Source organism: Streptomyces sp. NPDC001351, from assembly GCF_042896045.1.
Classification (GTDB): domain Bacteria; phylum Actinomycetota; class Actinomycetes; order Streptomycetales; family Streptomycetaceae; genus Streptomyces.
This window is the reverse complement of the sequence record NZ_JBIAWS010000008.1, coordinates 370,469-390,573: the sequence shown is the minus strand read 5'-3', so window position 1 is coordinate 390,573 and position 20,105 is coordinate 370,469. Positions and strand designations below refer to the sequence as shown.

19 protein-coding genes are annotated in these 20,105 nt (G+C 72.4%); 9 read left to right on the top strand and 10 right to left on the bottom strand.

What is annotated here, in order from left to right; translation table 11 throughout:
• Positions 1–73 precede the first annotated feature (73 nt).
• A complete protein-coding gene (locus tag ACFY1U_RS29855) occupies positions 74–958 on the top strand; it encodes a metallophosphoesterase (RefSeq protein WP_390697221.1) in 885 nt (294 codons plus the stop codon).
• A 40-nt stretch (positions 959–998) separates the two neighbouring features.
• On the top strand, positions 999–2,522 hold the full coding sequence (locus tag ACFY1U_RS29850; RefSeq protein ID WP_390697220.1) for a carboxylesterase/lipase family protein: 1,524 nt from the start codon (positions 999–1,001) through the stop codon (positions 2,520–2,522).
• A 6-nt stretch (positions 2,523–2,528) separates the two neighbouring features.
• On the opposite strand, the gene ACFY1U_RS29845 is transcribed toward ACFY1U_RS29850, so the two are convergent.
• Positions 2,529–3,098 carry a hypothetical protein gene (locus ACFY1U_RS29845; protein ID WP_390697219.1) on the bottom strand — a complete coding sequence of 190 codons (570 nt, stop codon included), beginning with the start codon at positions 3,096–3,098 and terminating at the stop codon, positions 2,529–2,531.
• A gap of 202 nt (positions 3,099–3,300) precedes the next feature.
• Complete coding sequence (locus tag ACFY1U_RS29840) at positions 3,301–4,275, bottom strand: ankyrin repeat domain-containing protein (RefSeq protein ID WP_390697218.1); 975 nt, start codon at positions 4,273–4,275, stop codon at positions 3,301–3,303.
• 198 nt (positions 4,276–4,473) lie between these two features.
• Here ACFY1U_RS29840 and ACFY1U_RS29835 point away from each other — a divergent pair, with 198 nt between their 5' ends.
• A complete protein-coding gene (locus tag ACFY1U_RS29835) occupies positions 4,474–4,977 on the top strand; it encodes a DUF1269 domain-containing protein (RefSeq protein ID WP_390697217.1) in 504 nt (167 codons plus the stop codon).
• Here ACFY1U_RS29835 and ACFY1U_RS29830 read toward each other — a convergent pair.
• From ACFY1U_RS29830 to ACFY1U_RS29820, 3 genes are all read right to left on the bottom strand, one after another.
• Positions 4,974–5,072, bottom strand: coding sequence for a DUF397 domain-containing protein (locus tag ACFY1U_RS29830; protein ID WP_390697216.1), 99 nt, complete (start codon positions 5,070–5,072; stop codon positions 4,974–4,976). The genes ACFY1U_RS29835 and ACFY1U_RS29830 overlap by 4 nt on opposite strands.
• An 18-nt stretch (positions 5,073–5,090) precedes the next feature.
• Positions 5,091–6,026 carry an N-acetylmuramic acid 6-phosphate etherase gene (gene murQ, locus ACFY1U_RS29825; protein WP_390697215.1) on the bottom strand — a complete coding sequence of 312 codons (936 nt, stop codon included), beginning with the start codon at positions 6,024–6,026 and terminating at the stop codon, positions 5,091–5,093.
• Positions 6,027–6,103: 77 nt separating this feature from the next.
• Positions 6,104–7,027 (bottom strand): MurR/RpiR family transcriptional regulator, encoded by a 924-nt coding sequence (locus tag ACFY1U_RS29820; protein WP_390697214.1) that lies wholly within the window; start codon positions 7,025–7,027, stop codon positions 6,104–6,106.
• Positions 7,028–7,081: 54 nt separating this feature from the next.
• Here ACFY1U_RS29820 and ACFY1U_RS29815 point away from each other — a divergent pair, with 54 nt between their 5' ends.
• Both ACFY1U_RS29815 and ACFY1U_RS29810 read left to right on the top strand, forming a co-directional pair.
• Positions 7,082–7,465: a hypothetical protein gene (locus ACFY1U_RS29815; protein ID WP_390697213.1), complete on the top strand. Its 384-nt coding sequence runs from the start codon at positions 7,082–7,084 to the stop codon at positions 7,463–7,465.
• The gene (locus ACFY1U_RS29810; protein ID WP_390697212.1) at positions 7,462–7,740 is read left to right on the top strand and encodes a DUF4031 domain-containing protein; all 279 of its coding nucleotides are present in this window, start codon (positions 7,462–7,464) and stop codon (positions 7,738–7,740) included. The genes ACFY1U_RS29815 and ACFY1U_RS29810 overlap by 4 nt, the downstream gene beginning before the upstream one ends.
• Here the strand turns inward: ACFY1U_RS29810 and ACFY1U_RS29805 are convergent.
• Together ACFY1U_RS29805 and ACFY1U_RS29800 are read right to left on the bottom strand one after the other, a co-directional pair.
• Positions 7,722–8,789 carry a GNAT family N-acetyltransferase gene (locus ACFY1U_RS29805; protein ID WP_390697211.1) on the bottom strand — a complete coding sequence of 356 codons (1,068 nt, stop codon included), beginning with the start codon at positions 8,787–8,789 and terminating at the stop codon, positions 7,722–7,724. The genes ACFY1U_RS29810 and ACFY1U_RS29805 overlap by 19 nt on opposite strands.
• Before the next feature lie 10 nt (positions 8,790–8,799).
• On the bottom strand, positions 8,800–9,477 hold the full coding sequence (locus ACFY1U_RS29800) for a hypothetical protein (protein WP_390697209.1): 678 nt from the start codon (positions 9,475–9,477) through the stop codon (positions 8,800–8,802).
• Between the two features lie 73 nt (positions 9,478–9,550).
• Here ACFY1U_RS29800 and ACFY1U_RS29795 point away from each other — a divergent pair, with 73 nt between their 5' ends.
• Together ACFY1U_RS29795 and ACFY1U_RS29790 are read left to right on the top strand one after the other, a co-directional pair.
• Positions 9,551–10,222 carry a maleylpyruvate isomerase family mycothiol-dependent enzyme gene (locus ACFY1U_RS29795; protein ID WP_390697207.1) on the top strand — a complete coding sequence of 224 codons (672 nt, stop codon included), beginning with the start codon at positions 9,551–9,553 and terminating at the stop codon, positions 10,220–10,222.
• 292 nt (positions 10,223–10,514) lie between these two features.
• Positions 10,515–11,207, top strand: a complete 693-nt coding sequence (locus ACFY1U_RS29790; protein ID WP_390697206.1) for a copper homeostasis protein CutC — start codon at positions 10,515–10,517, stop codon at positions 11,205–11,207.
• Between the two features lie 41 nt (positions 11,208–11,248).
• Here ACFY1U_RS29790 and ACFY1U_RS29785 read toward each other — a convergent pair whose 3' ends face one another.
• Entirely contained in the window at positions 11,249–13,312 is a 2,064-nt protein-coding gene (locus tag ACFY1U_RS29785) for a HelD family protein (RefSeq protein WP_390697205.1), read from the bottom strand.
• Between the two features lie 301 nt (positions 13,313–13,613).
• Between ACFY1U_RS29785 and ACFY1U_RS29780 the strand changes: the two genes are divergently transcribed.
• On the top strand, positions 13,614–13,799 hold the full coding sequence (locus ACFY1U_RS29780) for a hypothetical protein (protein ID WP_181922421.1): 186 nt from the start codon (positions 13,614–13,616) through the stop codon (positions 13,797–13,799).
• A 44-nt stretch (positions 13,800–13,843) separates the two neighbouring features.
• Here the strand turns inward: ACFY1U_RS29780 and ACFY1U_RS29775 are convergent, their stop codons facing one another.
• Together ACFY1U_RS29775 and ACFY1U_RS29770 are read right to left on the bottom strand one after the other, a co-directional pair.
• The gene (locus ACFY1U_RS29775; RefSeq protein WP_390697204.1) at positions 13,844–15,487 is read right to left on the bottom strand and encodes a DNA repair helicase XPB; all 1,644 of its coding nucleotides are present in this window, start codon (positions 15,485–15,487) and stop codon (positions 13,844–13,846) included.
• Positions 15,488–15,623: 136 nt separating this feature from the next.
• Positions 15,624–18,155: a helicase-associated domain-containing protein gene (locus tag ACFY1U_RS29770; RefSeq protein ID WP_390697203.1), complete on the bottom strand. Its 2,532-nt coding sequence runs from the start codon at positions 18,153–18,155 to the stop codon at positions 15,624–15,626.
• Between the two features lie 305 nt (positions 18,156–18,460).
• On the opposite strand from ACFY1U_RS29770, the gene ACFY1U_RS29765 reads away from it, so the two are divergent.
• A complete protein-coding gene (locus tag ACFY1U_RS29765) occupies positions 18,461–20,065 on the top strand; it encodes a PstS family phosphate ABC transporter substrate-binding protein (protein WP_390697202.1) in 1,605 nt (534 codons plus the stop codon).
• Positions 20,066–20,105 lie beyond the last annotated feature (40 nt).

Sequence of the window (20,105 nt, the reverse complement as noted above, 5' to 3'; positions counted from 1 at the left end):
CCCCCACGACCGGCTGAAAACAGCGGCCTGACGTTCTGGTTGCCGAGGTCAACTACGGCTAGCGTTCCGGGACATGAGGATCCTGCACCTGTCCGACACCCATATCGAGCGCACCGACGCCCCCAACCGGCACGGCGTCAATGCCACCGATTCCCTGCGCCTCATGCTCGCCGAACTGCGCCACCAGCGGGACGTGGACGCGATCGTCGTCACCGGTGACCTCGCCAACGACGGGGCGGTGGAGGCATACACGACCGTACGAGAGCTGCTGACCGAGTTCGCGCTGCCGCTGAACGCGCCCGTGTTCTGTACGACCGGCAACCACGACGAGCGCGAGGCCTTCGGCAAGGTGCTGGGCAGCGGGCATCTGGCTGCGGACGGGGGCGAGCGGGCCGAGACGGTTCTCGAGTCCGCGGCGGGGGAGCGGGCCGCGGTGAGTGTGGTGGGCGGGTGGCGTTTCGTCACGCTGGACTCGCTCGTGCCGGGCAAGGTGCACGGGTGGCTCGGTGATGAGCAACTCGCTTGGCTTCGTGGCGTGTTGGCGACCCCTGCGGAGAAGGGGACGGTCCTCGCCCTCCATCACCCGCCGATCGCGCTCGACGTCGAGACGCAGCGCGTCTTCGGTCTCCGTAATCCTTCGGCGCTGGCGGAGGTGATCCGTGGCACCGATGTCCGGGTCGTTCTCACCGGGCACTTCCACCTCCAGTTGTTCGGGCTGCTCGAAGCGATTCCGGTGTGGGTCACCCCGGGCGTGGTCAACCGCATCGACCTGACGACACCTCCCGGCACGGAGCGTGCGGTGCGCGGGGCGTCGGCCTCGCTGGTGGAGCTGGGCGAGGGGGCGGGCTCGTCCGGGCCGATGTTCCATACCTTCCACGCGCGTGATCCGCGGGCCCACGAGACGGTGTACGAGATGGACGAGCAGCAGACGCGGACCCTCGTCGAACGGCACGGCTAGCCCTCCACTACCCCCCACAGTTCCCGACAAGGAGTAAATGATGACGTCGACGACCGTCGTGCGTACCGTCGCCGGTTCGGTGCGCGGACGCCTTGAGGGCGGGCTGACGGTGTTCCGCGGCATTCCGTTCGCCGAACCGCCCGTCGGGAAGGACCGGTTCGGGGCGCCGCGGCCGGTGCGGGCCTGGGAGGGGACCCGGGAGGCGTACGAGTTCGGGCCGCCGCCTCCGCAGGAGTCCGGCTTTCAGGGGCGTAGGGCCGTGCTGAACGTTCCCGAGGGCGACGAGTGGCTGACCGTCAATGTCTGGACCCCGGAGGCGGATTCGGGCGCCCGGAGACCGGTGATGGTGTGGATCTACGGCGGGGCCTACAAGCTCGGGCACTCCGGCAGTCCCGGTTACGACGCCCAGCGCATCGCCCGTGACGGTGACCTGGTCGTCGTGACGCTCAACTACCGGGTGGGGATCGAGGGGTTTGCCCTCATCGAGGGGGCGCCCGCCAATCGGGGGCTGCTCGACCAGGTGGCCGCGCTGGAGTGGGTGCGGGACAACATCGAGGGGTTCGGCGGCGATCCCGGGCAGGTGACCGTCTTCGGTGAGTCCGCGGGGGCCGGGTCGGTGGCCTCGTTGCTGGCCATGCCGAGCGCGCGGGGGCTGTTCCGGCGGGCCGTCGCGCAGAGTGTCCCGGGGACCTACTTCTCCGGCGAGCTGGCCCGGGACATCGCGTCCGCCATCGCGGAGGAGGCGGGTCTGCGTCCGGCGGCGGCCGATCTCGCGACCGTCGAGCCCCGTCGACTCACCTCGGTGGGCGAGGCGTTGAGCGCGAAGATGATGTCGTACGCGGACCGCTGGGGGCAGGTGGCCCCCACCTCCACGCCCTTCTCGCCGGTGGTCGACGGCGAGGTGCTGCCGTGCACCCCCTGGGAGGCGCTGAGGGCGGGGGCGGGGAAGGACGTCGACCTGCTCGTCGGGCACAACCGGGACGAGTTCCGGCTGTTCCTCGCCATCGGCGGGATGCTGGGCAAGATCGGGGAGGAGCAGGCGGGCTGGGCGCTGCGGATGTTCGGTCCGGGGCCGGACGGGGAGCGGGCGTATCGCGCGGCCTTCCCGGAGGCCACGCCGGGTGAGCTGTTCGAGCGCGTGCAGACGGACTGGTTGTTCAACATGCCCTCACTGCGCCTGGCCGAAGCGCAGGTCGAGGGTGGCGGGCGCGCCCATCTGTACGAGCTGACCTGGGCGGCCCCCGGCGGCGGGGGCGGCCTCGGCGCATGCCACGGACTGGACATTCCGCTGCTGTTCGGCACGTTCGAGGCGGACCTGGGTCAGCTGCTGTTCGCGGGTACGGGGGCCACCGCGGAGGGGGAGGCGTTGTCGTCCCGGTTCCGGGAGTCCTGGACGGCGTTCGCGCGGACGGGGGATCCGGGCTGGCCGGCGTTCGAGGCGGGGGAGCGCCTGGTCCAGGTGCTGGATGCCGGGCCGAAGGCGCAGGTCGGGCCGTACCTGGAGGAGACCTCGCGGCGGCTGTGGGAGGGGTACGAGTTCGCGTCGCTCCCGCTGCACAAGTAGGCGGGGCTAGAGGTTTCCCAACGGCTCGATGTCGACCTTCACCGGTGTGCCCCAGACGCGCAGCACCTCGTAGTCGGTGAACTCGTGCACCAGCCGGTACGCCATCGCGGGGCGGGGCCCGCGGCGCTGAGCGGCCAGATACAGCTCGGCCTCGCGCCGGTCCCGCCTCGGCGTCCCGCACAGGTGCCAGGTCTGGCCGTTCCACGCCTCCGCCAGCCAGCGCTGCTGCGGCTGCGGGCGGTCGGCGCTGACGCCGTAGCGGGAGGGGACGGTCTCGGTGGCGTGCGAGGGGACGGGGCCGCCGTTGAACTCGGCGCGGCGGGCCGCCCGGCGGCGGGTCTCGCACAGCAGGCAGAGGTCGTGGGCGTTCTCGTCGACCGGGCCGTTCGGGTGCTCGCGGCAGCGGGTGGCGGGCGCGGCGGAGGTGACGCTCTCGTCCAGCAGGTCGAGGGCGCGGCGGAGGTCCGCCTTGACCTCGTGAAGCTTGGCGTCCGGGGTGTCGGCGGTGAGGGATTCGCCGTGCTCGCCTAGGAGGCGGAGGGCGCGGCCGAGGGCCGTCAGTTGGGCGTGGTTCATAGGTATCAGTGTGCGTAGTCCTTGAGCTCTTCGGTGTCGAGGGTGAAGCCGACGGGTGCGGGGAGCTCCACCAGCGTCCCCAGGGCCGGCTGACGACTTGCTGGTAGCGGCCGTCCTTGGGCTCGCTGTAGACGACGACGGTGTTGTTGTCGCGGTCGATGAGGAGGTAGACGGGGATGTCGGCCTGGCTTCGGGGACCTAGTCAGACCGCCCAGTAGTCGCGGTCCGGCAGTTCGACCCAGTGGTCCGGCGGACCGAGGATCGCTCGGGCGTCGGTCGGGCGCAGGCCGGCGTACGCGAGCGAGTGGGCCACCGCCTGGTTGCAGTACACGTACGAGAACAGGACCTCCCCGGGGCTGTCCCCCACGTCCGGACCGCCACCCGGGTGCAGATCCCAGCCCTCGCAGACGCCGTCGCGGTGGATGCTGCCCTGGTTGCCGCTCTTCGGGTTGGCGTACAGGCCGTAGGAGACGGTGCCCGCGGAGAGGCGGGTGTGTATGCCGGGCATCGAAGGGCCGTAGCCCCACGGCTGGGTGATGACGCAGCCGCCCGGCACGGTCGTCACGCCGACGATCCTCAGGGTTTCGTCCAGGTCGTAGGCGTACGGGTCCTCCTCGAGCTCGGCCGTCAGTTCGGGGTCGGCCGGGGTTGCCTCCAGGCGGCGTATCGCCTCCGCCGCATCGATCCCGCCCACGCACGCCAGCCCGAGGCCGTCGTCGTAGAAGTCGCCGAGGGCCGCGATGAGCCGTCGGCCCTCCTCCGTCACCGCCCGCTCGGCCTCCGTGAGGCCGGGGCGGGCCTCGGGCAGGTCCGCGAACAGCTCGGGATCCGGCCCGGCGAGGCTCAGCCGTGCCGGTGTCCAGCCGCCGGGTCCGACCCACCCCGGGTCCGCGCCTGCGGCGACCAGCGCCCGGGCGTTCTCCGAACGCCTCTCCACCACCGCGTCCCACAGCGCCGTCGTCCCGCCCTCCAGCGCGTCCACGTCCGCCACGCGCCGGGCCAGTTCCGCGGCGACCTCGGGTGAGCCGAGCAGCGCCGCCCGGTGCAGGGGCCGCGAGCCGCCGACGCCCCACCGCTCGGGATCGGCGCCCGCGTCGAGGCGCCGCCGCACATCCTCAGGGTCCTGCCAGCCCCGGTAGTCCATGCCCTCCCAGCCGCCGCCGTCCGTGCGCGTCATGCCGTGTCCCCTCCAGCTCGTCGATCTCCGTGCCCACACCCTCGCAGACACCACTGACATTCAGTAACTCGACTTTGTCACTTGACTTGAGCAGTCGACCAACTCCATGATGGAGCCATCGCAAGGCGCTGTGGATCGAAGGCCAGGAACACTCGCGAGGTCTTCGGTGCGCGTCCCGTACCGTCAGGAGGAACCCCGATGACCGACATGATCGCCGTCGCGTACCCCAACGAGAGCGTCGCCGAGCAGGCGCTCGTGGAACTGCGCGCCCTGCACACCGAACACACCGTGCATGTGGCCGACGCGGTACTGCTCGTCCGTGACCACGACGGTGAGGTGAAGATCCCCGGCAAGCCCCACCCCGCCGCCTCCGGCGCCCTGGGCGGTGCGCTGTGGGGAGGTCTGATCGGGCTGCTGCTCCTGCAGCCGCTGCTCGGTGCCGCCATCGGCGCGGCCGCGGGCGGAGCGGTCGGCGCGACCGCCGAGGACGACGAGCGGACCCAGTTCATCAAGAGCCTCGGCGAGCGCCTGGCACCCGGGCACGCCGCGGTGATCGCGGTGATCTACGACGCCACCGCGGACAAGGCGCTGCCGCGTATAGCCCGGTTCGGCGGCGAGGTCCTGCACACCTCGCTCAGCCAGGCGGACGAGGAGGAGATCCGCTCCGCCCTGAACGCCCACCAGGCGGCAACGGTTGCTTAGTGGGCCCGCACGTCCTCGACGAACGCGGTCCATGCCTCGGCCCGGAACACGAGCTTCGGGCCGAGGGGGTTCTTGGGCGCTCGTCTGGCGGGCATGAGAGCGCCGGTGATTTCTCAGTGGGCCGCAGCCGCCAGTGCACCCCGCAGATGCCCGTCCGAGTCATCCAGGAGGCGCGCCGCCGTGGGGCCGTCCACACCGGCCAGGATGGTGAGGATCGCGTTCTTCACCTCGCCGTCGGTGGCCGCGAGGGCGCGCTCGATCTCGTCGTCCGAGGCGCCTGTGGCGAGGGCGACGATCCGCCGCGAGCGGGCGCGCAGCTTCTCGTTCGAGGCGCGTACGTCGACCATCAGGTTCCCGTAGGTCTTGCCGAGCCGGATCATCGTGATCGTCGAGAGCATGTTGAGGACGAGCTTCTGCGCCGTGCCCGCCTTGAGGCGGGTGGAGCCGGTGAGCAGCTCGGGACCGACGACGACCTCGATGCCGTGCTCGGCGGCCGCCGCGAGCGCGCTGTCCGCGTTGCAGGCGAGGCCGATGGTCAGTGCCCCCAGTGCGCGGGCGTGCCGCACGGCGGCGATCGCGTACGGGGTGCGGCCGGAGGCGGAGATGCCGACCACCGTGTCGGCGGCGAGGAGGCGCAGGGCGTCGAGGTCGCTGCGGGCCAGCTCCGCGGAGTCCTCGGCGCCCTCGACGGAGGTGACCATGGCGTCGGGTCCGCCCGCGATCAGGCCCACGACCTGCTCGGGGTCGGTGTTGAAGGTCGGCGGGCACTCGGAGGCGTCCAGCACGCCGAGCCGGCCGGCGGTTCCCGCACCGGCGTAGATCAGCCGCCCGCCCCGCGCCATCCGCTCGGCGACGGCGTCGATGGCGGCGGCGATGGACGGAAGCTGCCGGGCCACGGCTGCCGGGACGGTGGCGTCCTCGCCGTTCATGAGCCGGGCGATGTCGAGCGTGGGCAGCCGGTCGATGTCGGCGAGCTCGGGCCGGAAGGCCTCGGTGGTCAGCGATTCCAACTCGGCGCGGAGATCACGGGGGTTGGAGGTGGAGGTCATGGGGGCGGCTCTTTCGGATGTGCGGTCCGGTCTCTTGTCTGCGACTTCCTGCGACTTCCTGCGACGACTGCTTGCGACTACCTGCGGTGCCGGTGCGCCAGTGCCTCGTACGAAGCGGCCAGCGCGGGCGCAGCCGTCTCGTACGTCTTCTGCGCGACTCCCACGAACAGGCAGTCCACGACCAGGAGTTGACTGGTCCGGGAGGACATGGCCGCGGGCCTCAACTCGCTCTCCCGCGCGGTCGACGTCGTCAGCACATGGTCCGCGTACTGGGCGACCGCCCCGTCCGGCCGCCCCGTGATCGCCACCGTCGTGGCCCCGCGCTCGAAGGCGACCCGCAACGGCTCGATGACGTCCCCGGTGGACCCGGAGTGCGTGATCGCGATGGCGACGTCCCCCGACCGCAACTGCACCGCGTTCGTCACGGCCAGGTGCGGATCGCTGTGCGCCTGGGCTATCAGCCCTATTCGCAGCAGCTTCTGCGTGAGGTCCTGGGCGACGAGGCCGGACGCCCCGACACCGTACACATCGATGCGCCGCGCGACCGCCGCCGCGGCGACCGCCGCCCCCAGCTGGACCGTGTCCAGCCCGGCCGCCGTATCGGCCAGCGTCTGCTGCTCGTCGTACGCGAGTTTCGCCACGACATCGGCGATCGGATCGTCGACCGCGATGTCGGTGGTGATGGCGGGCGCCCGCCCGGACTGCTGCTGCGCCGCAAGCCCGGCGAGGGCGAGCCGCAGATCCCGGTACCCCGGATACCCGAGCAGCCGGGCCGTCCGTACGACCGTCGCCTCGCTGGTGCCGGTGAGCTCGGCGAGGCCGGTGACCGTGAGCGCCGCGCAGCCGGCCGGATCGCCCGCGACGGCCTCGGCGACGCGCTGCATGGAGCGGGTCATGGAGGGCGCGAGCGTGCGCACCTTCGCGGCGAGGGCGGCGGGGGCGGGCGGTGCGCTCGCCCGGCCCGCCGAGCCTGCGAAAATTTCCTTCACGTTCTGGGTCACCCATGAAAGATATTTTCGGTTCGTGTCCCGGTCAAGAGTGCGCACAATGGGGGCATGCACCCCATCAGCCCCCAGGAGCAGGCGCTGCACGCGGCACGCGCCCTTGTACTCGCCGATCTGGCCGCGGGCGAGGTCGCCGCGGCGGACGTGGTGTCCATGGTCGAGGAGTCCGTCGTCCAGCGGCGATGGTGGGTGGAGCAGTGGCCGGAAGGCGTCGAGTACGTCGCCGGGCTGGTCGCGCAGGACGTCCAGGACGCCCTGCTGGAGGCATACGGCCGCTGGCCGCTGTGCCCGGTCTGCGGCGGCGGTGACCCGCACGCCCTCGACGTCGAGCCGGAGCTCGGCCCCGATCCGCACTGGGTCTGCCACAAGGCGGGCGTGAAGGTCGCCGCGGTCGGCACGCTGGCCACGGCCACGGGCGGGTCGTCCTCCTCGTGACCGTGTACATCGACCCACCGACCTGGCCCGGCCACGGCCGCATGTGGTCCCACCTGGTGAGCGACGTGTCGTACGACGAACTGCACGCGTTCGCCGAGAAACTGGGCGTGCCCTCGCGCGCCTTCGAGCGGGACCACTACGACATCCCGTCGCACCGGTATGCGGAGGTGGTCGCGGCGGGAGCGGTGGAGGTCAGCAGCCGGGAGGTGGTGCAGTTGCTGACCCGGGCGGGGTTGCGGCGGCCGAAGGGGCGGTTTCAGCGCCCCAGCTCGTAGGCCAGCCCCTCCTCGTCCTCGCTCACCTTCCTGAAGCCGGCGCGGGTGACCACCGACTGGGACGGGACGTTGTCCCGTTCGATCGTGGCGAAGAGGGTGTGGACGTCGTCCCTTGCCAGGGCCCAGTCCGACAGGGCGCGCAGGGCCTCGGTGGCGTAGCCGTGGCCGCGGGCCGGTTCGGTGAGGTCGTAGCCGATCTCCGTGCGGCCCTCCTCGTCGGGGACGCCGTGGAAGCCGATGCCGCCGATCGCGCGGCCGTCCTCGCGGCGGACGAGGGCGAAGACGCCGAACTCCGGGCGGTGCACGCCCTCTTCGTACGCCTTCAGCATGAAGCCCGAGGCATCCCGGGTGCCCTCGAAGGGGGCGCCGTCGAGCCAGTCGAAGCCGCCGTCGCCGCCCGCCACCAGGTCGCGTGCGGCCGCGGGGGTGATGCCCTGCAGGGTGAGGCGGTCGGTGGGCAGGACCAGGTTGTTGCTCCAGCGCCACTCGGTGAGGCGGGCGCGGCCGGGGAGTTCGCCGCGGCCGGTGGCCCAGAGGAAGGTGCGCCAGTGGTCGGGGCTCGGCTGGACATGCGGGAAGATGCGGGTGAGGACGGACTCGGCCAGTGCGGCCGGGGGTTCGTACTCCAGGCCCAGAGCGCCCGCGATGTCGTACGTGTGGGCGAGGACCTCGGCGATGCCCATCGCGGCGAAGCCCTCGCGGTTCGCACTGCGGAAGGGGTACGGGTGGAAGCAGCGGGCCTCGCGCGGCGCGGTGCGGACGGCGGCGGCGAGCAGGGCGCCGGTCGTCTCGATCACGTGCAGCAGGCCGGCGTTGTCGGTGCCCTCGTCGAGCCTGAGCTCGAAGGGGACGTAGGCGTCCTGGGCTTGTCCGGCCAGGTTGGCGGCGTACGCGATGAGGTCATCCGCTATGTGGACCGCCGTCTCGTGGCAGTTCCACTCCAGCCCGGCCGCCGCCACCTCCGTCCAGTCCCGGTCCACCGCCTGCCGCAGCGCTGCCACGCAGCCCGCCACGGCCTCCTCCACCTGGTCCCCGCCCCATGCATGCATGGGCCGCAGACTATGCGGCCGGGCCGGTCGGAAGCGACAGCATTTCCAGCTCGGAGGTGAGGTTGTACCGGGCCGTCGCCTCCCACTCCGTCTGGCCGTGCGGCGTCCTGAACAGCCGTGGCAGATCGAGGAGTTGGCGCAGGATCGCGGCGCGGCCCGTGCGGAAGGCGACGCTGGGGACGAAGTGGTACTCCTCGCGTACGGCGGCCGTGTACGCGGCGTACGCGGACGGGGGTGAGGCCAGGATCGCGAGGTCGGCGTCGCACAGGACCTGGCCGTCGCGGTCGTCTTCGGCCGGGTCGTGGCCGACGGTGAGACGGACCAGGCGGGCCACCTCGGCGGTCTTCGCCTCGGAGAGGCCCGCCTCGGGGAGGGCGCGCTCGGCGAGGCGGGCCGAGCGTTCCTCGTTCTCGGAGCGGTCGGGGAAGTAGACCGCGTCGTGGAACCAGGCGGCGAGGCGTACGACGTCCGGGTCGGCCGCGTACTCCTCCAGTACGTCGACGTGGTCGAGGACCGCCGTGAGGTGCGCGAGCGTGTGGTAGTGGCGCTGCGGTTCCTGCCAGCGGGCGAGGAGGTTGTCCGCGTACGGGGCCGGGTCGGGGCCGGTGGCGGGGGAGCGGGCACCTTCCAGGGCGCGGGTCCAGCGGGTGCGCAGGGCGTCGGCATCGGGGCGGGCGTGATCGGCCATGGGCTCATTCTCCCGCCTCTCCGGAGTCTCCGGCCTCTCCCGTCGATCACCCGGCGCCCCTAGCGTGGCCCCCATGACGACAACTGACGACGTACGCGACCCCGAACTGCCCGGACGCCTCCTGGCCGTCGAGCGCGACGCCCTGATCCCGCTCCTGCGCGCCCGCCCGGACGCGGACTTCGCCCTTCCCACCACCGCGTGTCCGCGGTGGACGGTGCGGGACGTTCTCGCGCACTGTTCGGCCGCGCTGCTGCGGGTGGTGGAGGGCCGCTTCGAGGAGGGCGTCTTCTCGCCCGCATCCAACGACCGGGACATCGCCGAGCGCGCCGACTGGTCCCACCAGCAGGTCGTGGACGAGCTGGAGCGCGGGATGGCCGAGGCGGGACCGGTGATCGCCAAGGCGGGCGGTGTGCTGGACCGGGTCGCGCTGGGGGAGTGGGTGCACGCGGGCGACGTACGGGACGTCTGGGGTGAGCCGGGGGCTTACGGGGGCCCCGGTCTCCCGGACGCCCTCAGCCTCCTCGCCCGGATCACCCGCGAGCGGGGCCGCCTGCCGCTGCACGCCGACCTCGACGACGTGGACGAGCCGCTGCTGCTGGGGGAGGCGAGCGGGGAGCGGAACCCGGCGCGCTTCATCGGCGACTCCGCAACCCTGGTACGGCTCTACGCGGGCCGGTCGGTGCCGGATGGCACGTCGTACGAGCTGGTGGGAGCGGAGGCGGGGGAGCTGAACATGTTCGGCTGACGGCTCGCGGCTGCGGCAGGGTCCGGGGGGCGATCTCGCCCCGGCCGCCCCCCCTCGGCGTGCGCAGGGTGCGGGCCCTGGGTCGCCATCCGCAGGAGGTCGTTCCGAACACGTTGAGTCGCCCCCGCCGCCCCTACCCGTCCCGTCCCGGGGGCCAGCCCCCGGACCCCCGCTCCTCAAACGCCGGAGGGGCTGATTGGGGGCGATCTCGCGGTCGTCCGGCCTGGCGTCGTACCCTGAGATTGGACTAGACCTGTAGTCGCTCCAGGGGAACACCGACGGAAGGGGCCCTATGAGCATGCGTGCAGTCCTGGAGGTGATCGCCCTCGACGCCGAGGACGCGGTCGCCGCCCAGGCCGGAGGCGCGGACCGGCTGGAGCTGGTCGCCGACATGGCGGCCGACGGGCTGACCCCGCCGGTCGAGACCTTCGCCGGGATCCGTGCCGCCGTCGACATCGACCTGCGCGTGATGCTGCGGCCGGCGGACGGGTTCGCCGCGGGGGACGTGGAGAGGCTGGTCCGGGTGGCCCGGGAGCTGCGGGCGGCCGGGGCCGACCAGTTCGTGCTCGGGTTCCTCGACACGGACGGGCAGGTCGACCTGGATGCCGTGGAGCGGCTCGTGGGGGAACTCGACGGCTGCCGCTGGACCTTCCACCGCGCGATCGACCGGGCCGCGGACCGGGACGCACTGCGCAAGCAGCTGGACGGCCTGCCGGGGCACGACACCTACCTCACGGCCGGTTCGCCCGCCGGGGTCGACGACGGCCTCCCCACACTGCTCGCCGAGGCGGCGCGGTGCGGGGAGCCCGGCTACGAGCCGCGGATCATGGTGGGCGGGGGGCTGCGGCTGGAGCACGTGCCACAGCTACGGGCCGCGGGGATCGATGCCTTTCACATCGGCGGGGCCGCCAGACCCGGGGGCTGGGACGGGCCCGTGTCGGCGGAGTCGGTACGCGAGTGGCGGCAGGTCCTGGACGGGCGTTGAGCGGGGCTCCCCGAGAGGGCATGTCAGAACGGCGGAGCGCCCTACTCGGCCAGCTGCGGTGGCAGCGGTGCCGCATGCGTCACGATCAGGCCGGACACCGCGCGGGTCAGCGCCACGTACAGGCGGCGCAGGCCGGTCCGTTCGTCGGGCTCGCCGTCGACCACCGCCTGGGGCTCGTCCAGGACCACGTAGTCGTACTCCAGGCCCTTGGCGAGCGACGCCGGGACCAGGGTGAGGCGGGTCTCGGCCGTCGTCTCCTCACCGGGGGCCAGGTAGCTGATCCCGGCCGCCGTCAGTGCCTGAGCCAGTGCCGGGACGCGCGCGTCGGCCGCGATCAGGCCCGTCGAGCCCTCGTTGCGGAGCAACTCCTCGCAGGCGGCGACCACTTCGGAGACGTCCTCGATCGGGCGCAGGGCGAAGAAGCCCGGGTTCTCGCGGACCGACGCGACCGGAGTGAGGCCGGGAGCGATGTGCGGCAGCAGCCGGGAGGCGTAGGTGATGACGTCCGTGGGCACGCGGAAACCGGCCGTCAGCTCCTCGATCACGCCGTCCGACTTGCCGAGGTGCGCGAGCGCCTCGTCCCAGCTCCGCGTCGCCCAGGGCGTGGTGCCCTGCGCCAGGTCGCCGAGGACGGTCGCCGAACCGGTGGTGCAGCGGCGGCCGACCGCGCGGTACTGCATGGGGGAGAGGTCCTGCGCCTCGTCCAGGACCACATGCCCGAGGGAGTGCGTGCGCTGGACGAGGTCCGTCGTCTCGTCGATCAACACGGCGTCGGCCGCGGACCACTTGGCGGACTTCACGCTGCGGACCGGCTTCGACCAGAGGATCGTCTTCTGCTCGTCCTCGTCCAGGACTCCCTCCGCGTGTACGGCGAGGAAGTCCGCGTCCGTCAGCAGGCGCAGCACGAGTTTCGCCGGATCCACCGGCGGCCACACCTGTTTGACGGCCGCCTTCACCGCCGCGTTGCGGGCCACCGCGTCCTGCACCCGGTCGTCCGGCGCCTCCCCCGACCGTTCCATCTGCACCAGTACGGCGTGCGCGATGCGCTGCGGGAGGGCCTCGCGGGCGGCGCCGTAGCGGATGCCGCGGTCGAGCAACTCCCGGACGATGTCCTCCAGTTCGTACGCGGGTACCCGCCAGCGGCGTGAGCCGCGCACGACGACGAGGGGCTCGGTCGGCATGGTGACGTGGGAGTGGACGGCCCGCCGCAGCACCTCCGCCATCCTCGCGTCGCCCTTGATGACCGCGGCCGCCGCGTCGTCGGTGCCCCGGACCTCGATGCCCCCGGCCACGAGGTCGTCCACGGTGGCCTGCTGGACCGTCAACTCGCCGAGGGCGGGCAGGACCTGCTCGATGTAGTGCAGGAAGGACCTGTTCGGCCCGATGACGAGTGTGCCGGTGCGGGCGAGCCGCTCCCGGTGGGCGTAGAGCAGATACGCGACGCGGTGGAGGCCGACGGCCGTCTTTCCGGTCCCGGGTCCTCCCTGTACGCACACCGTCCCGCCCAGCCCGGACCTCACGATCTCGTCCTGCTCGGGCTGGATGGTCGCCACGATGTCCCGCATCGGACCCACGCGCGGGCGCTCGATCTCCTGCTGGAGCAGTTTGCTGGTGCGGGCGGCCTCGGCCGGGTCGGAGAGGTGCTCGTCCTCGTACGCGGTGATGTCGCCGCGGGTGTACCCGAAGCGGCGGCGCAGCGCGATGTCCAGCGGGTCCTTCTTCGACGCCCGGTAGAACGGCTGTGAGACCGGAGCCCGCCAGTCGATCACCATGGGGTCGCCGTCGTGGTCGTGCACATGCCGGCGCCCGATGTAGAAGCGCTCGCCCTCCGCGCCCTCGGCCTGGTCGGCGCCCGGGGAGTGCAGGTAGTCGAGGCGGCCGAAGAACAGCGGGGTGTCGCTGAGGTCGGCCAGCGCCTTGATGCGCTCGTCGATCTGGCGGGCCAGGACCTCGGCGTTGACCCAGTTCGCGGTGACGTCGCTGATGTCGAGCGACTCGACGTCCTCCCGCATGGCGCGCAGGGCCGCACGGGACTCGGCGAGGTGGGCGCGCTCGCGGGAGAGGGGGTCGTCGAGAGGGGTGGGGTCGTCGACGGGCGTGGACAAGGCTGTGCCTCCGAAGGCGCTGCGGGCTGGGCTGCGAGGTGCCGACCGGTTTCCGTCCGGGCGGCGGCACTCCGTGGAGGGAGGCGGGCAAGAGCGGAGATTCTAGGTGAACGGGGGAGACGGAGGCCAACGGTTTTTCCACCCCCCCGTCCGCCGCCCGGGCCTCCCCCTCAGGGCCCCCTAGGGGATGTCCCCGTCATACCCGGGAGGGAGGGCCAGGACCGGAGTCGTACGTGGCGGCGAAGGAGGTTCGGTCCGCAGGCCGATGCTCCCTTTATGCCTGCCGATCCACCATGGATACATGAGCGCAGCAACCATCACCCCAGGCCCCGGCCGGCCGGGTCCGCCCGGCGCCACCCCCGTCCTCGGCAGCCACCGCCACCGCCTCGGCGACGCCCTGCGCGCCCTGAAGGTGTTCGCGGGCGCCGCCTTCGACGTGGTCATCCTCGGCGAGTACGGCGAGGAAGCGGGCGTACGCCGTAAGTGACGGCACAGACGCCCGGCGGCTTCCCTGTGGGGGAATCGCTGTGCTCAGCCCTCCGCCAGGAGTTCGTCCGCGTCCATGATCCGGTAGGCGTAGCCCTGTTCCGCCAGGAAGCGCTGGCGGTGGGCGGCGAAGTCCTGGTCGATGGTGTCGCGGGCGACGACCGAGTAGAAGTGCGCCTGGTGGCCGTCGGACTTGGGGCGCAGTACCCGTCCGAGCCGCTGGGCCTCCTCCTGGCGTGAGCCGAAGGTGCCCGACACCTGGATGGCGACGGTCGCCTCCGGCAGGTCGATGGAGAAGTTCGCGACCTTGGAGACCACCAGCACGCTGATCTCGCCTTCCCGGAAGGCGTCGAAGAGCTTCTCGCGCTGGGCGTTGGAGGTCTCGCCCTTGATGACGGGCGCGTTCAAGTGCTCGCCCAGCTCGTCGAGTTGGTCGATGTACTGCCCGATGACGAGGATCTGCTGGCCCGCGAAACGGCGCACGATCGCCTCGGTGACCTTCCGCTTGGTCTCCGTCGTCGCGCAGTAGCGGTACTTCTCCTCCTGCTCGGCGGTGGCGTAGGCGAGCCGCTCGGAGTCGGTGAGGTTGACCCGGACCTCCACGCAGTCGGCGGGCGCGATGTAGCCCTGGGCCTCGATCTCCTTCCACGGCGCGTCGAAACGCTTCGGGCCGATCAGCGAGAACACGTCCGACTCGCGCCCGTCCTCCCGTACGAGGGTCGCCGTCAGACCCAGCCGCCGCCGCGCCTGCAGATCCGCCGTGAACTTGAAGACCGGCGCGGGCAGCAGATGCACCTCGTCGTAGACGATCAGGCCCCAGTCGCGGGAGTCGAAGAGCTCCAGGTGCGGGTAGACGCCCTTCCGCCTGGTGGTCAGCACCTGGTACGTGGCGATGGTGACCGGCCGGATCTCCTTGCGCGTACCGCTGTACTCACCGATCTCGTCCTCGGTGAGACTCGTGCGCTTCACGAGTTCGTGCTTCCACTGCCGCGCCGAGACGGTGTTGGTGACGAGGATCAGCGTCGTCGACTTCGCCTGCGCCATGGACCCGGCGCCGACGAGCGTCTTGCCCGCGCCACAGGGCAGGACCACGACCCCGCTCCCGCCGTGCCAGAAGTTCTCCACGGCCTGCTTCTGGTACGGGCGCAGCGCCCAGCCGTCCTCGTGCAGCTCGATCGGGTGCGCCTCGCCGTCGACGTATCCCGCGAGGTCCTCGGCGGGCCAGCCCAGCTTCAGCAGCGTCTGCTTGATCTGCCCGCGCTCGGACGGATGCACGGCCACGGTGTCCGGGTCGATCCGCGCCCCGACCAGCGGAGCGATCCGCTTCGAGCGCAGGATCTCCTCCAGCACCGGCCGGTCGGTGGTGGTGAGCACCAGTCCGTGCGCGGGGTGCTTGCTGAGGGTCAGCCGCCCGTACCGGTCCATGGTGTCCGCGACGTCCACGAGCAGGGCGTGCGGCACGGGATACCGGCTGTACTGGACGAGCGCGTCCACGACCTGCTCGGCGTCGTGCCCGGCCGCCCGCGCGTTCCACAGCCCCAGCGGTGTCACCCGGTAGGTGTGGATGTGCTCGGGCGCCCGCTCCAGCTCCGCGAACGCCGCGATGGCCCGGCGGCACTCGTCGGCCTGCTCGTGGTCGACCTCGAGGAGCAGGGTCTTGTCGGACTGGACGATGAGTGGACCATTCACGCGGGGCACCCTTTCCGTGGGCCGGACGTCTTGGCCAAACGTCTCGGCCAAACGTCCAGTGTGCCGCATCCAAGGATGATCACGGGAGGTCGGGAAGCGGCAGCAACCGACCGCTGCCGGTCCTGTCCGGCCTTGATCAGTCGTCCGCGAGTTCGGCGACCCCCGTGACCCGGTGCAGCGGATACGTCCGCACCTCGTCCGCCGTGTGGTCGTACGCCGTCACGAAGCCGCCCTCGACACGGATCGGGGCGATGACGCGCTGGCTGGCGGCTCCCTCGGCGTTGACGTAGCCGATCCACAGGGCCTCACCGGTGAGGACGGCGGCCTGCATGGTGGCGAGGGTCTCGGCGGAGGTGGTGCGGGGGAGGTCGCCGCCCGGCGCGGCCGACGGGGTCTGCTTGCGCGGGGTGGTGGAGGCCAGGTCACCGGCCCGGATCGCGCGGATCGCCGCCGCCAGGAGCGTGGCGTCGGGGGTCGGCGGACCGTCCGGGACCGGCTCGGGGGCGGTGCGCGGCGGGGTGCGGTGGGCATCGGCGCGGGTGATCAGGACGTCGCCCTCCGCCGACTCCGCGGCCGGGGCGAAGCCCATCGCGCGCAGCCCGTCGAGGAGGGTCGCCGGGTCGGCCTGGGTGGCGAGGACGGTGGGCGCGAGGCGGCGCAGCCGCAGGGCCGCGGCGCGTTTGTCGGCCATGATCTCGTTGAGCATCGTGTCGTCGTCGCAGCGCACGTACGCCGAGGCCGCGCCCACCCGCAGATGCCCGTGTTTGCGGGCCACGTCGTCGATCAGATACGTCAGCGGCTGCGGTACCGGCGTGCGGGAGTGGGCGCTCAGGAAGGCGTGCAGGTCGGTGGCCGTGCGGCCCGCGTCCAGGGCGCGCCGTACCGAACCCGGTGTGAAGCGGTAGACGGTGGCCCCGCCCTTCGACTCCACGTCCGCCAGGACGTCCAGCATGTCGGCCAGCGGGCGCTTCAACGGGCCGGGGGCCACCGCCGTCAGGTCCGCCTGGAGCAGCACATGGTCCAGGGGCTCGGGCAGGAGCGGCGCGAGGAGACGGCCGGCCGCCGCGGAGGCGGTGGCCTGCTCGGTGGGGGAGAGGGGCTCCACGGTGAGCGGCACGTGGTGGACGGGGAGCTTGTCGCCGGGGCCCTCCTGCGCCGGCTCGGCGTCCTTCGGCGCGGGTGAAGGCACGGGCGCGGGCGCCCCGAGCAGCGCCCTGCCGTGCGCGGACAGCGCGCCCCGGCCCGTCACGCCCAGCGTCTCCGCCTCCGACAGCGCCCAGCCGGCGAGCCGTCCACGCAGGTCGTCGCCCAGCTGGGGGCCGCGCAGGGGCCGCTCCCAGCGCAGCCGCGCCAGGACGGACTCGGCAGACGGGGAGGCGCCCTCCGGCAGCCCGGCCAGCAGGCTCAGCACCCGGTGCCGTACCTCCGGGGCCGCGGAGCGGTCCAGGCCCGGTCCCAGCGCCGACAAGGTGCGTTCCTTCGCGTCCCGCGCCCCGACGACGCCCGCGGTCCGCGTCGCCGTCAGCCACGCCTGCGCCAGCTGCGCCCAGCGCTCGGCGGGCGGCAGCTCCAGCCACTCGTCGTAGGCCGGGGTCGCCGCATACCGCTCGTCGGCCTCCCCGTCGGACGCCAGCAGCCCGGCCGCGTACGCCAGCTCGACCCAGAAGGCGGCGACGGGCTCGGACACGTCGAGCGCGACCGCGGTGCGCTTGAGGTCGCGCACGCTGAGACCGCCGGCCCGCAGCACCGCGGGCCCGCCCTCGTCCCAGTCCTTCAGCAGCTCCTCCACGGTCGCCAGCGCCGTGTACGCCTGCCCGGCCGCCGTCGCGTCCACAACCTGTGGACGGTGCGTGGCCGTCACCTCCAGGGCGGGCGGCAGCGGCTCGACGGCACGATGCGCACGGCCGCCGCGCAAGTGCAGGGCCACTTCACGGGGGAGTACGACCGTCCCGGGCGCCGTCGGCAGCAGCAGCCCGCGGTCCAGGAGCCAGCGCAGCCGGGGCGCGGGATCTGCCGTGACCTGCCCGTACGGCGGCCCCCACACCAGGCGGTCCAGCACCTCCCGGGACTCCACAGGCGCCTCGGCCAGCAGTGCCGTCATCCGGGCGCGGTCGCCGAACAAGGCGGTCAGCGAGGCCACGGCGGAGACGGAGTCGTGCGTCGAGGGCAGCCCGACCGTGGTGACGATCTCCTGGATCCGGCCCGGCGACATACCCGCCGTCGCTTCCTGCGCCGTGGGCCCGAGCCCCGTCGGCGACGGGTGCTGCGGTGCCGGCGCGAGCAGCTCACGGGCCGTCCGCACCAGCCGCAGCCGGTCGTCGCCGCCCCATACCAGGGCCTGCTCACGCAGGGTGCCCAGGGCACGGGGGAGCGCCGCGGCGACCGCCGGGTCGCCGTCGTCACCGCTCATCAGCCCGAGCAGCTCCTCGTACCCCGCCGGATCCGCGGCCACCGCCAGCGCCTCGGCCGTCTGCAGCGCGAAACGGTCCAGCCGCTCCAACGCCCGCACGACCGACGCGCGGGTGCCGGCCCGGGTCGCCAGCTGGGTGAGGTCGGTGGGGACGGGCGTGATGAGGTCGGGGCGGGCGCGCAGCAGTGCCGCCAGGGAGGCGTCGTCCCTGTTGCGCAGTGCCTCTGCGAGTGAACGCGGAGCGGCCGGGGTGCTCATCCGACCCACGGTAGCGGGTGGGGTCGCGTCCCTGGGGGCTGCGCCCCCAGACCCCCGTCGGCCCTGAAGGGGCTCGTCCTCAAACTCCCCCACTCTCGGCTTCGCTCGAGCGGGGGGACCCCCACGACGGGCTGACTTGGCTAACGGGACGTTTCGCAGTTGACCTCCGGATGAACTTCAGCGGGACGATTGCGGCAATCCTGGCCCCACCCGGCACCCACTGGTCACCCTGGGCTCCCTGTCAACTGCACGGTGGTTGCGGGCGATTGGGTGTTCGGTGGACACGGGGGAACTGGGGGCCCGGGGTGAACCTCGACTTCGACAAGTGGGTTGCTCTCGTCAGCGTCGGCTTCCCGTTCGCTGCGTTCCTGTGGGAGTTCGCCGTCGTCGGCCGCAAGCGGCTCGGCTACCGCGTGCAGATGGACACGCTCGCCGCGGACGCGACCCAGTCGCCGTACGCCGGAGTGCTGCGGGACATGCAGCAGGACGGCCACCATCTGAAGGATCCTTCCTTCGTCCTGCTGCGGATCGAGAACGCGGGCACCGCCCCGATCGAGGAGGGCGACTACCTCACCCCCGACAGCGATCCCTGCGGCATACGGGTCACCTTCCGGGAACGCCAGGTCGCGGCCCTGGTGGTCACCGAACTGAGCCAGGACGAACTGCGCGACTCCTTCATCCGGGACAACCAGGCCGTGCCCGGCTTCGGCCACGACAACCACCTGCCCGAACGGCAGGGCGTCATCCGGCTGCCGAAGGTGAAGCTCCCGGTGCGGGCCGAGTACAAGGTGCTCGTGGTGCTGGAGCGCTGGCCCGACGACCAGAGCAGAGAACCCTTCCCGAAGCCCGTCTTCCGCGGTGCCGTCGGCGGCCGCCGACGCTGGTTCGACCCGGTGCTGCGGTTCTTCCGGTTCAAGGTCGCCAGGACCGAGAGCCATGTCTTCGCGTCCCGGCCGGCCTGGTTCGGCATCATCCTGCTGGCCCTGGCCGTCATGGTCCAGGCGGGCCTGACCCTGTTCGTACGCGACGAGCCGGCGCCGCTGGACTGCGTCGGCGGCACCCTCCACCTCGGCGGCTCCACCGCCTTCGCACCCGCGGTGAAGGCCGCCGCCGACGAGTACGTGAAGCTGTGCGCGGCCAAGGGCGCGCACATCCCCGTCGACGGGGGCACCTTCCAGGGCAGCGGGAACGGCGTCGCAGCCCTGGAGAAGACCGGCGCGGACGCCGGGATCTCGGGCGAACAAGGGCTCCGTGACCACATCGCCTTCACCGACGGCCCGGCGGAGGGCAACCACCCCCAGATCCTGCCGCGCCCGGTCGCGTACACGCTGTTCACACTCGTCGTCAACGCCGACGCCAAGGTCCGCAACCTCTCCCTGCAGCAGGTCCGCGACATCTACGCCAGGAAGATCACCAACTGGTCCGAGGTGGGCGGCGTCGACCTCCCCGTCCACCTCGTCGACCGCTTCCGCAACTCCGGCACCCGCAACGCCCTCGAAAAGCGCGTCCTCAAGGGCCGCCCGGTCCCGGAGGCCGACGTGAACGACTGCACCGCCCTGGACCGCAACAAGCCCGGCGTCTGCGAGGCCGACAGCACCGACAACCTGCTGGACCGCACGGCCGCCATCCCGGGTGCCCTCGGCTACAGCGAGGTCAGCAGCGTGACCTCCGGCCGTCTCGTCAAGCTCCGCATCGACGACATGCCGCCCACCCTCGACGGCGTCGAGCACGGCACCTACCCGTACTGGCAGACCGAGTACGCCTACACCTACGGCGAACCGCCCGCCGACTCCATCGCCGCCGCCTTCCTGCGCTACCTCACCGACCAGGGCGGCAAGGACGTCCTGCGCGAGTACGGCAACCGCCCCTGCTCGGAGACCCGATACCCGCTGGTGTGCCGGCCGACGTGACCCGCGGCCTGCGCTACCGTCGTCACGGGAAGCAGCACGG

Excerpts from the sequence above, each read along its gene's own strand:
- ACFY1U_RS29805 (WP_390697211.1), bottom strand. The coding sequence starts at position 8,789 with ATGCATGCATGGGGCGGGGACCAGGTGGAGGAGGCCGTGGCGGGCTGC.
- ACFY1U_RS29850 (WP_390697220.1), top strand. The coding sequence starts at position 999 with ATGACGTCGACGACCGTCGTGCGTACCGTCGCCGGTTCGGTGCGCGGA.
- ACFY1U_RS29830 (WP_390697216.1), bottom strand. The coding sequence starts at position 5,072 with ATGCCCGCCAGACGAGCGCCCAAGAACCCCCTCGGCCCGAAGCTCGTG.
- ACFY1U_RS29835 (WP_390697217.1), top strand. The coding sequence starts at position 4,474 with ATGACCGACATGATCGCCGTCGCGTACCCCAACGAGAGCGTCGCCGAG.
- ACFY1U_RS29795 (WP_390697207.1), top strand. The coding sequence starts at position 9,551 with ATGACGACAACTGACGACGTACGCGACCCCGAACTGCCCGGACGCCTC.
- ACFY1U_RS29845 (WP_390697219.1), bottom strand. The coding sequence starts at position 3,098 with ATGAACCACGCCCAACTGACGGCCCTCGGCCGCGCCCTCCGCCTCCTA.
- ACFY1U_RS29790 (WP_390697206.1), top strand. The coding sequence starts at position 10,515 with ATGAGCATGCGTGCAGTCCTGGAGGTGATCGCCCTCGACGCCGAGGAC.
- ACFY1U_RS29770 (WP_390697203.1), bottom strand. The coding sequence starts at position 18,155 with ATGAGCACCCCGGCCGCTCCGCGTTCACTCGCAGAGGCACTGCGCAAC.
- ACFY1U_RS29855 (WP_390697221.1), top strand. The coding sequence starts at position 74 with ATGAGGATCCTGCACCTGTCCGACACCCATATCGAGCGCACCGACGCC.
- murQ (WP_390697215.1), bottom strand. The coding sequence starts at position 6,026 with ATGACCTCCACCTCCAACCCCCGTGATCTCCGCGCCGAGTTGGAATCG.
- ACFY1U_RS29840 (WP_390697218.1), bottom strand. The coding sequence starts at position 4,275 with ATGACGCGCACGGACGGCGGCGGCTGGGAGGGCATGGACTACCGGGGC.
- ACFY1U_RS29800 (WP_390697209.1), bottom strand. The coding sequence starts at position 9,477 with ATGGCCGATCACGCCCGCCCCGATGCCGACGCCCTGCGCACCCGCTGG.
- ACFY1U_RS29815 (WP_390697213.1), top strand. The coding sequence starts at position 7,082 with ATGCACCCCATCAGCCCCCAGGAGCAGGCGCTGCACGCGGCACGCGCC.
- ACFY1U_RS29780 (WP_181922421.1), top strand. The coding sequence starts at position 13,614 with ATGAGCGCAGCAACCATCACCCCAGGCCCCGGCCGGCCGGGTCCGCCC.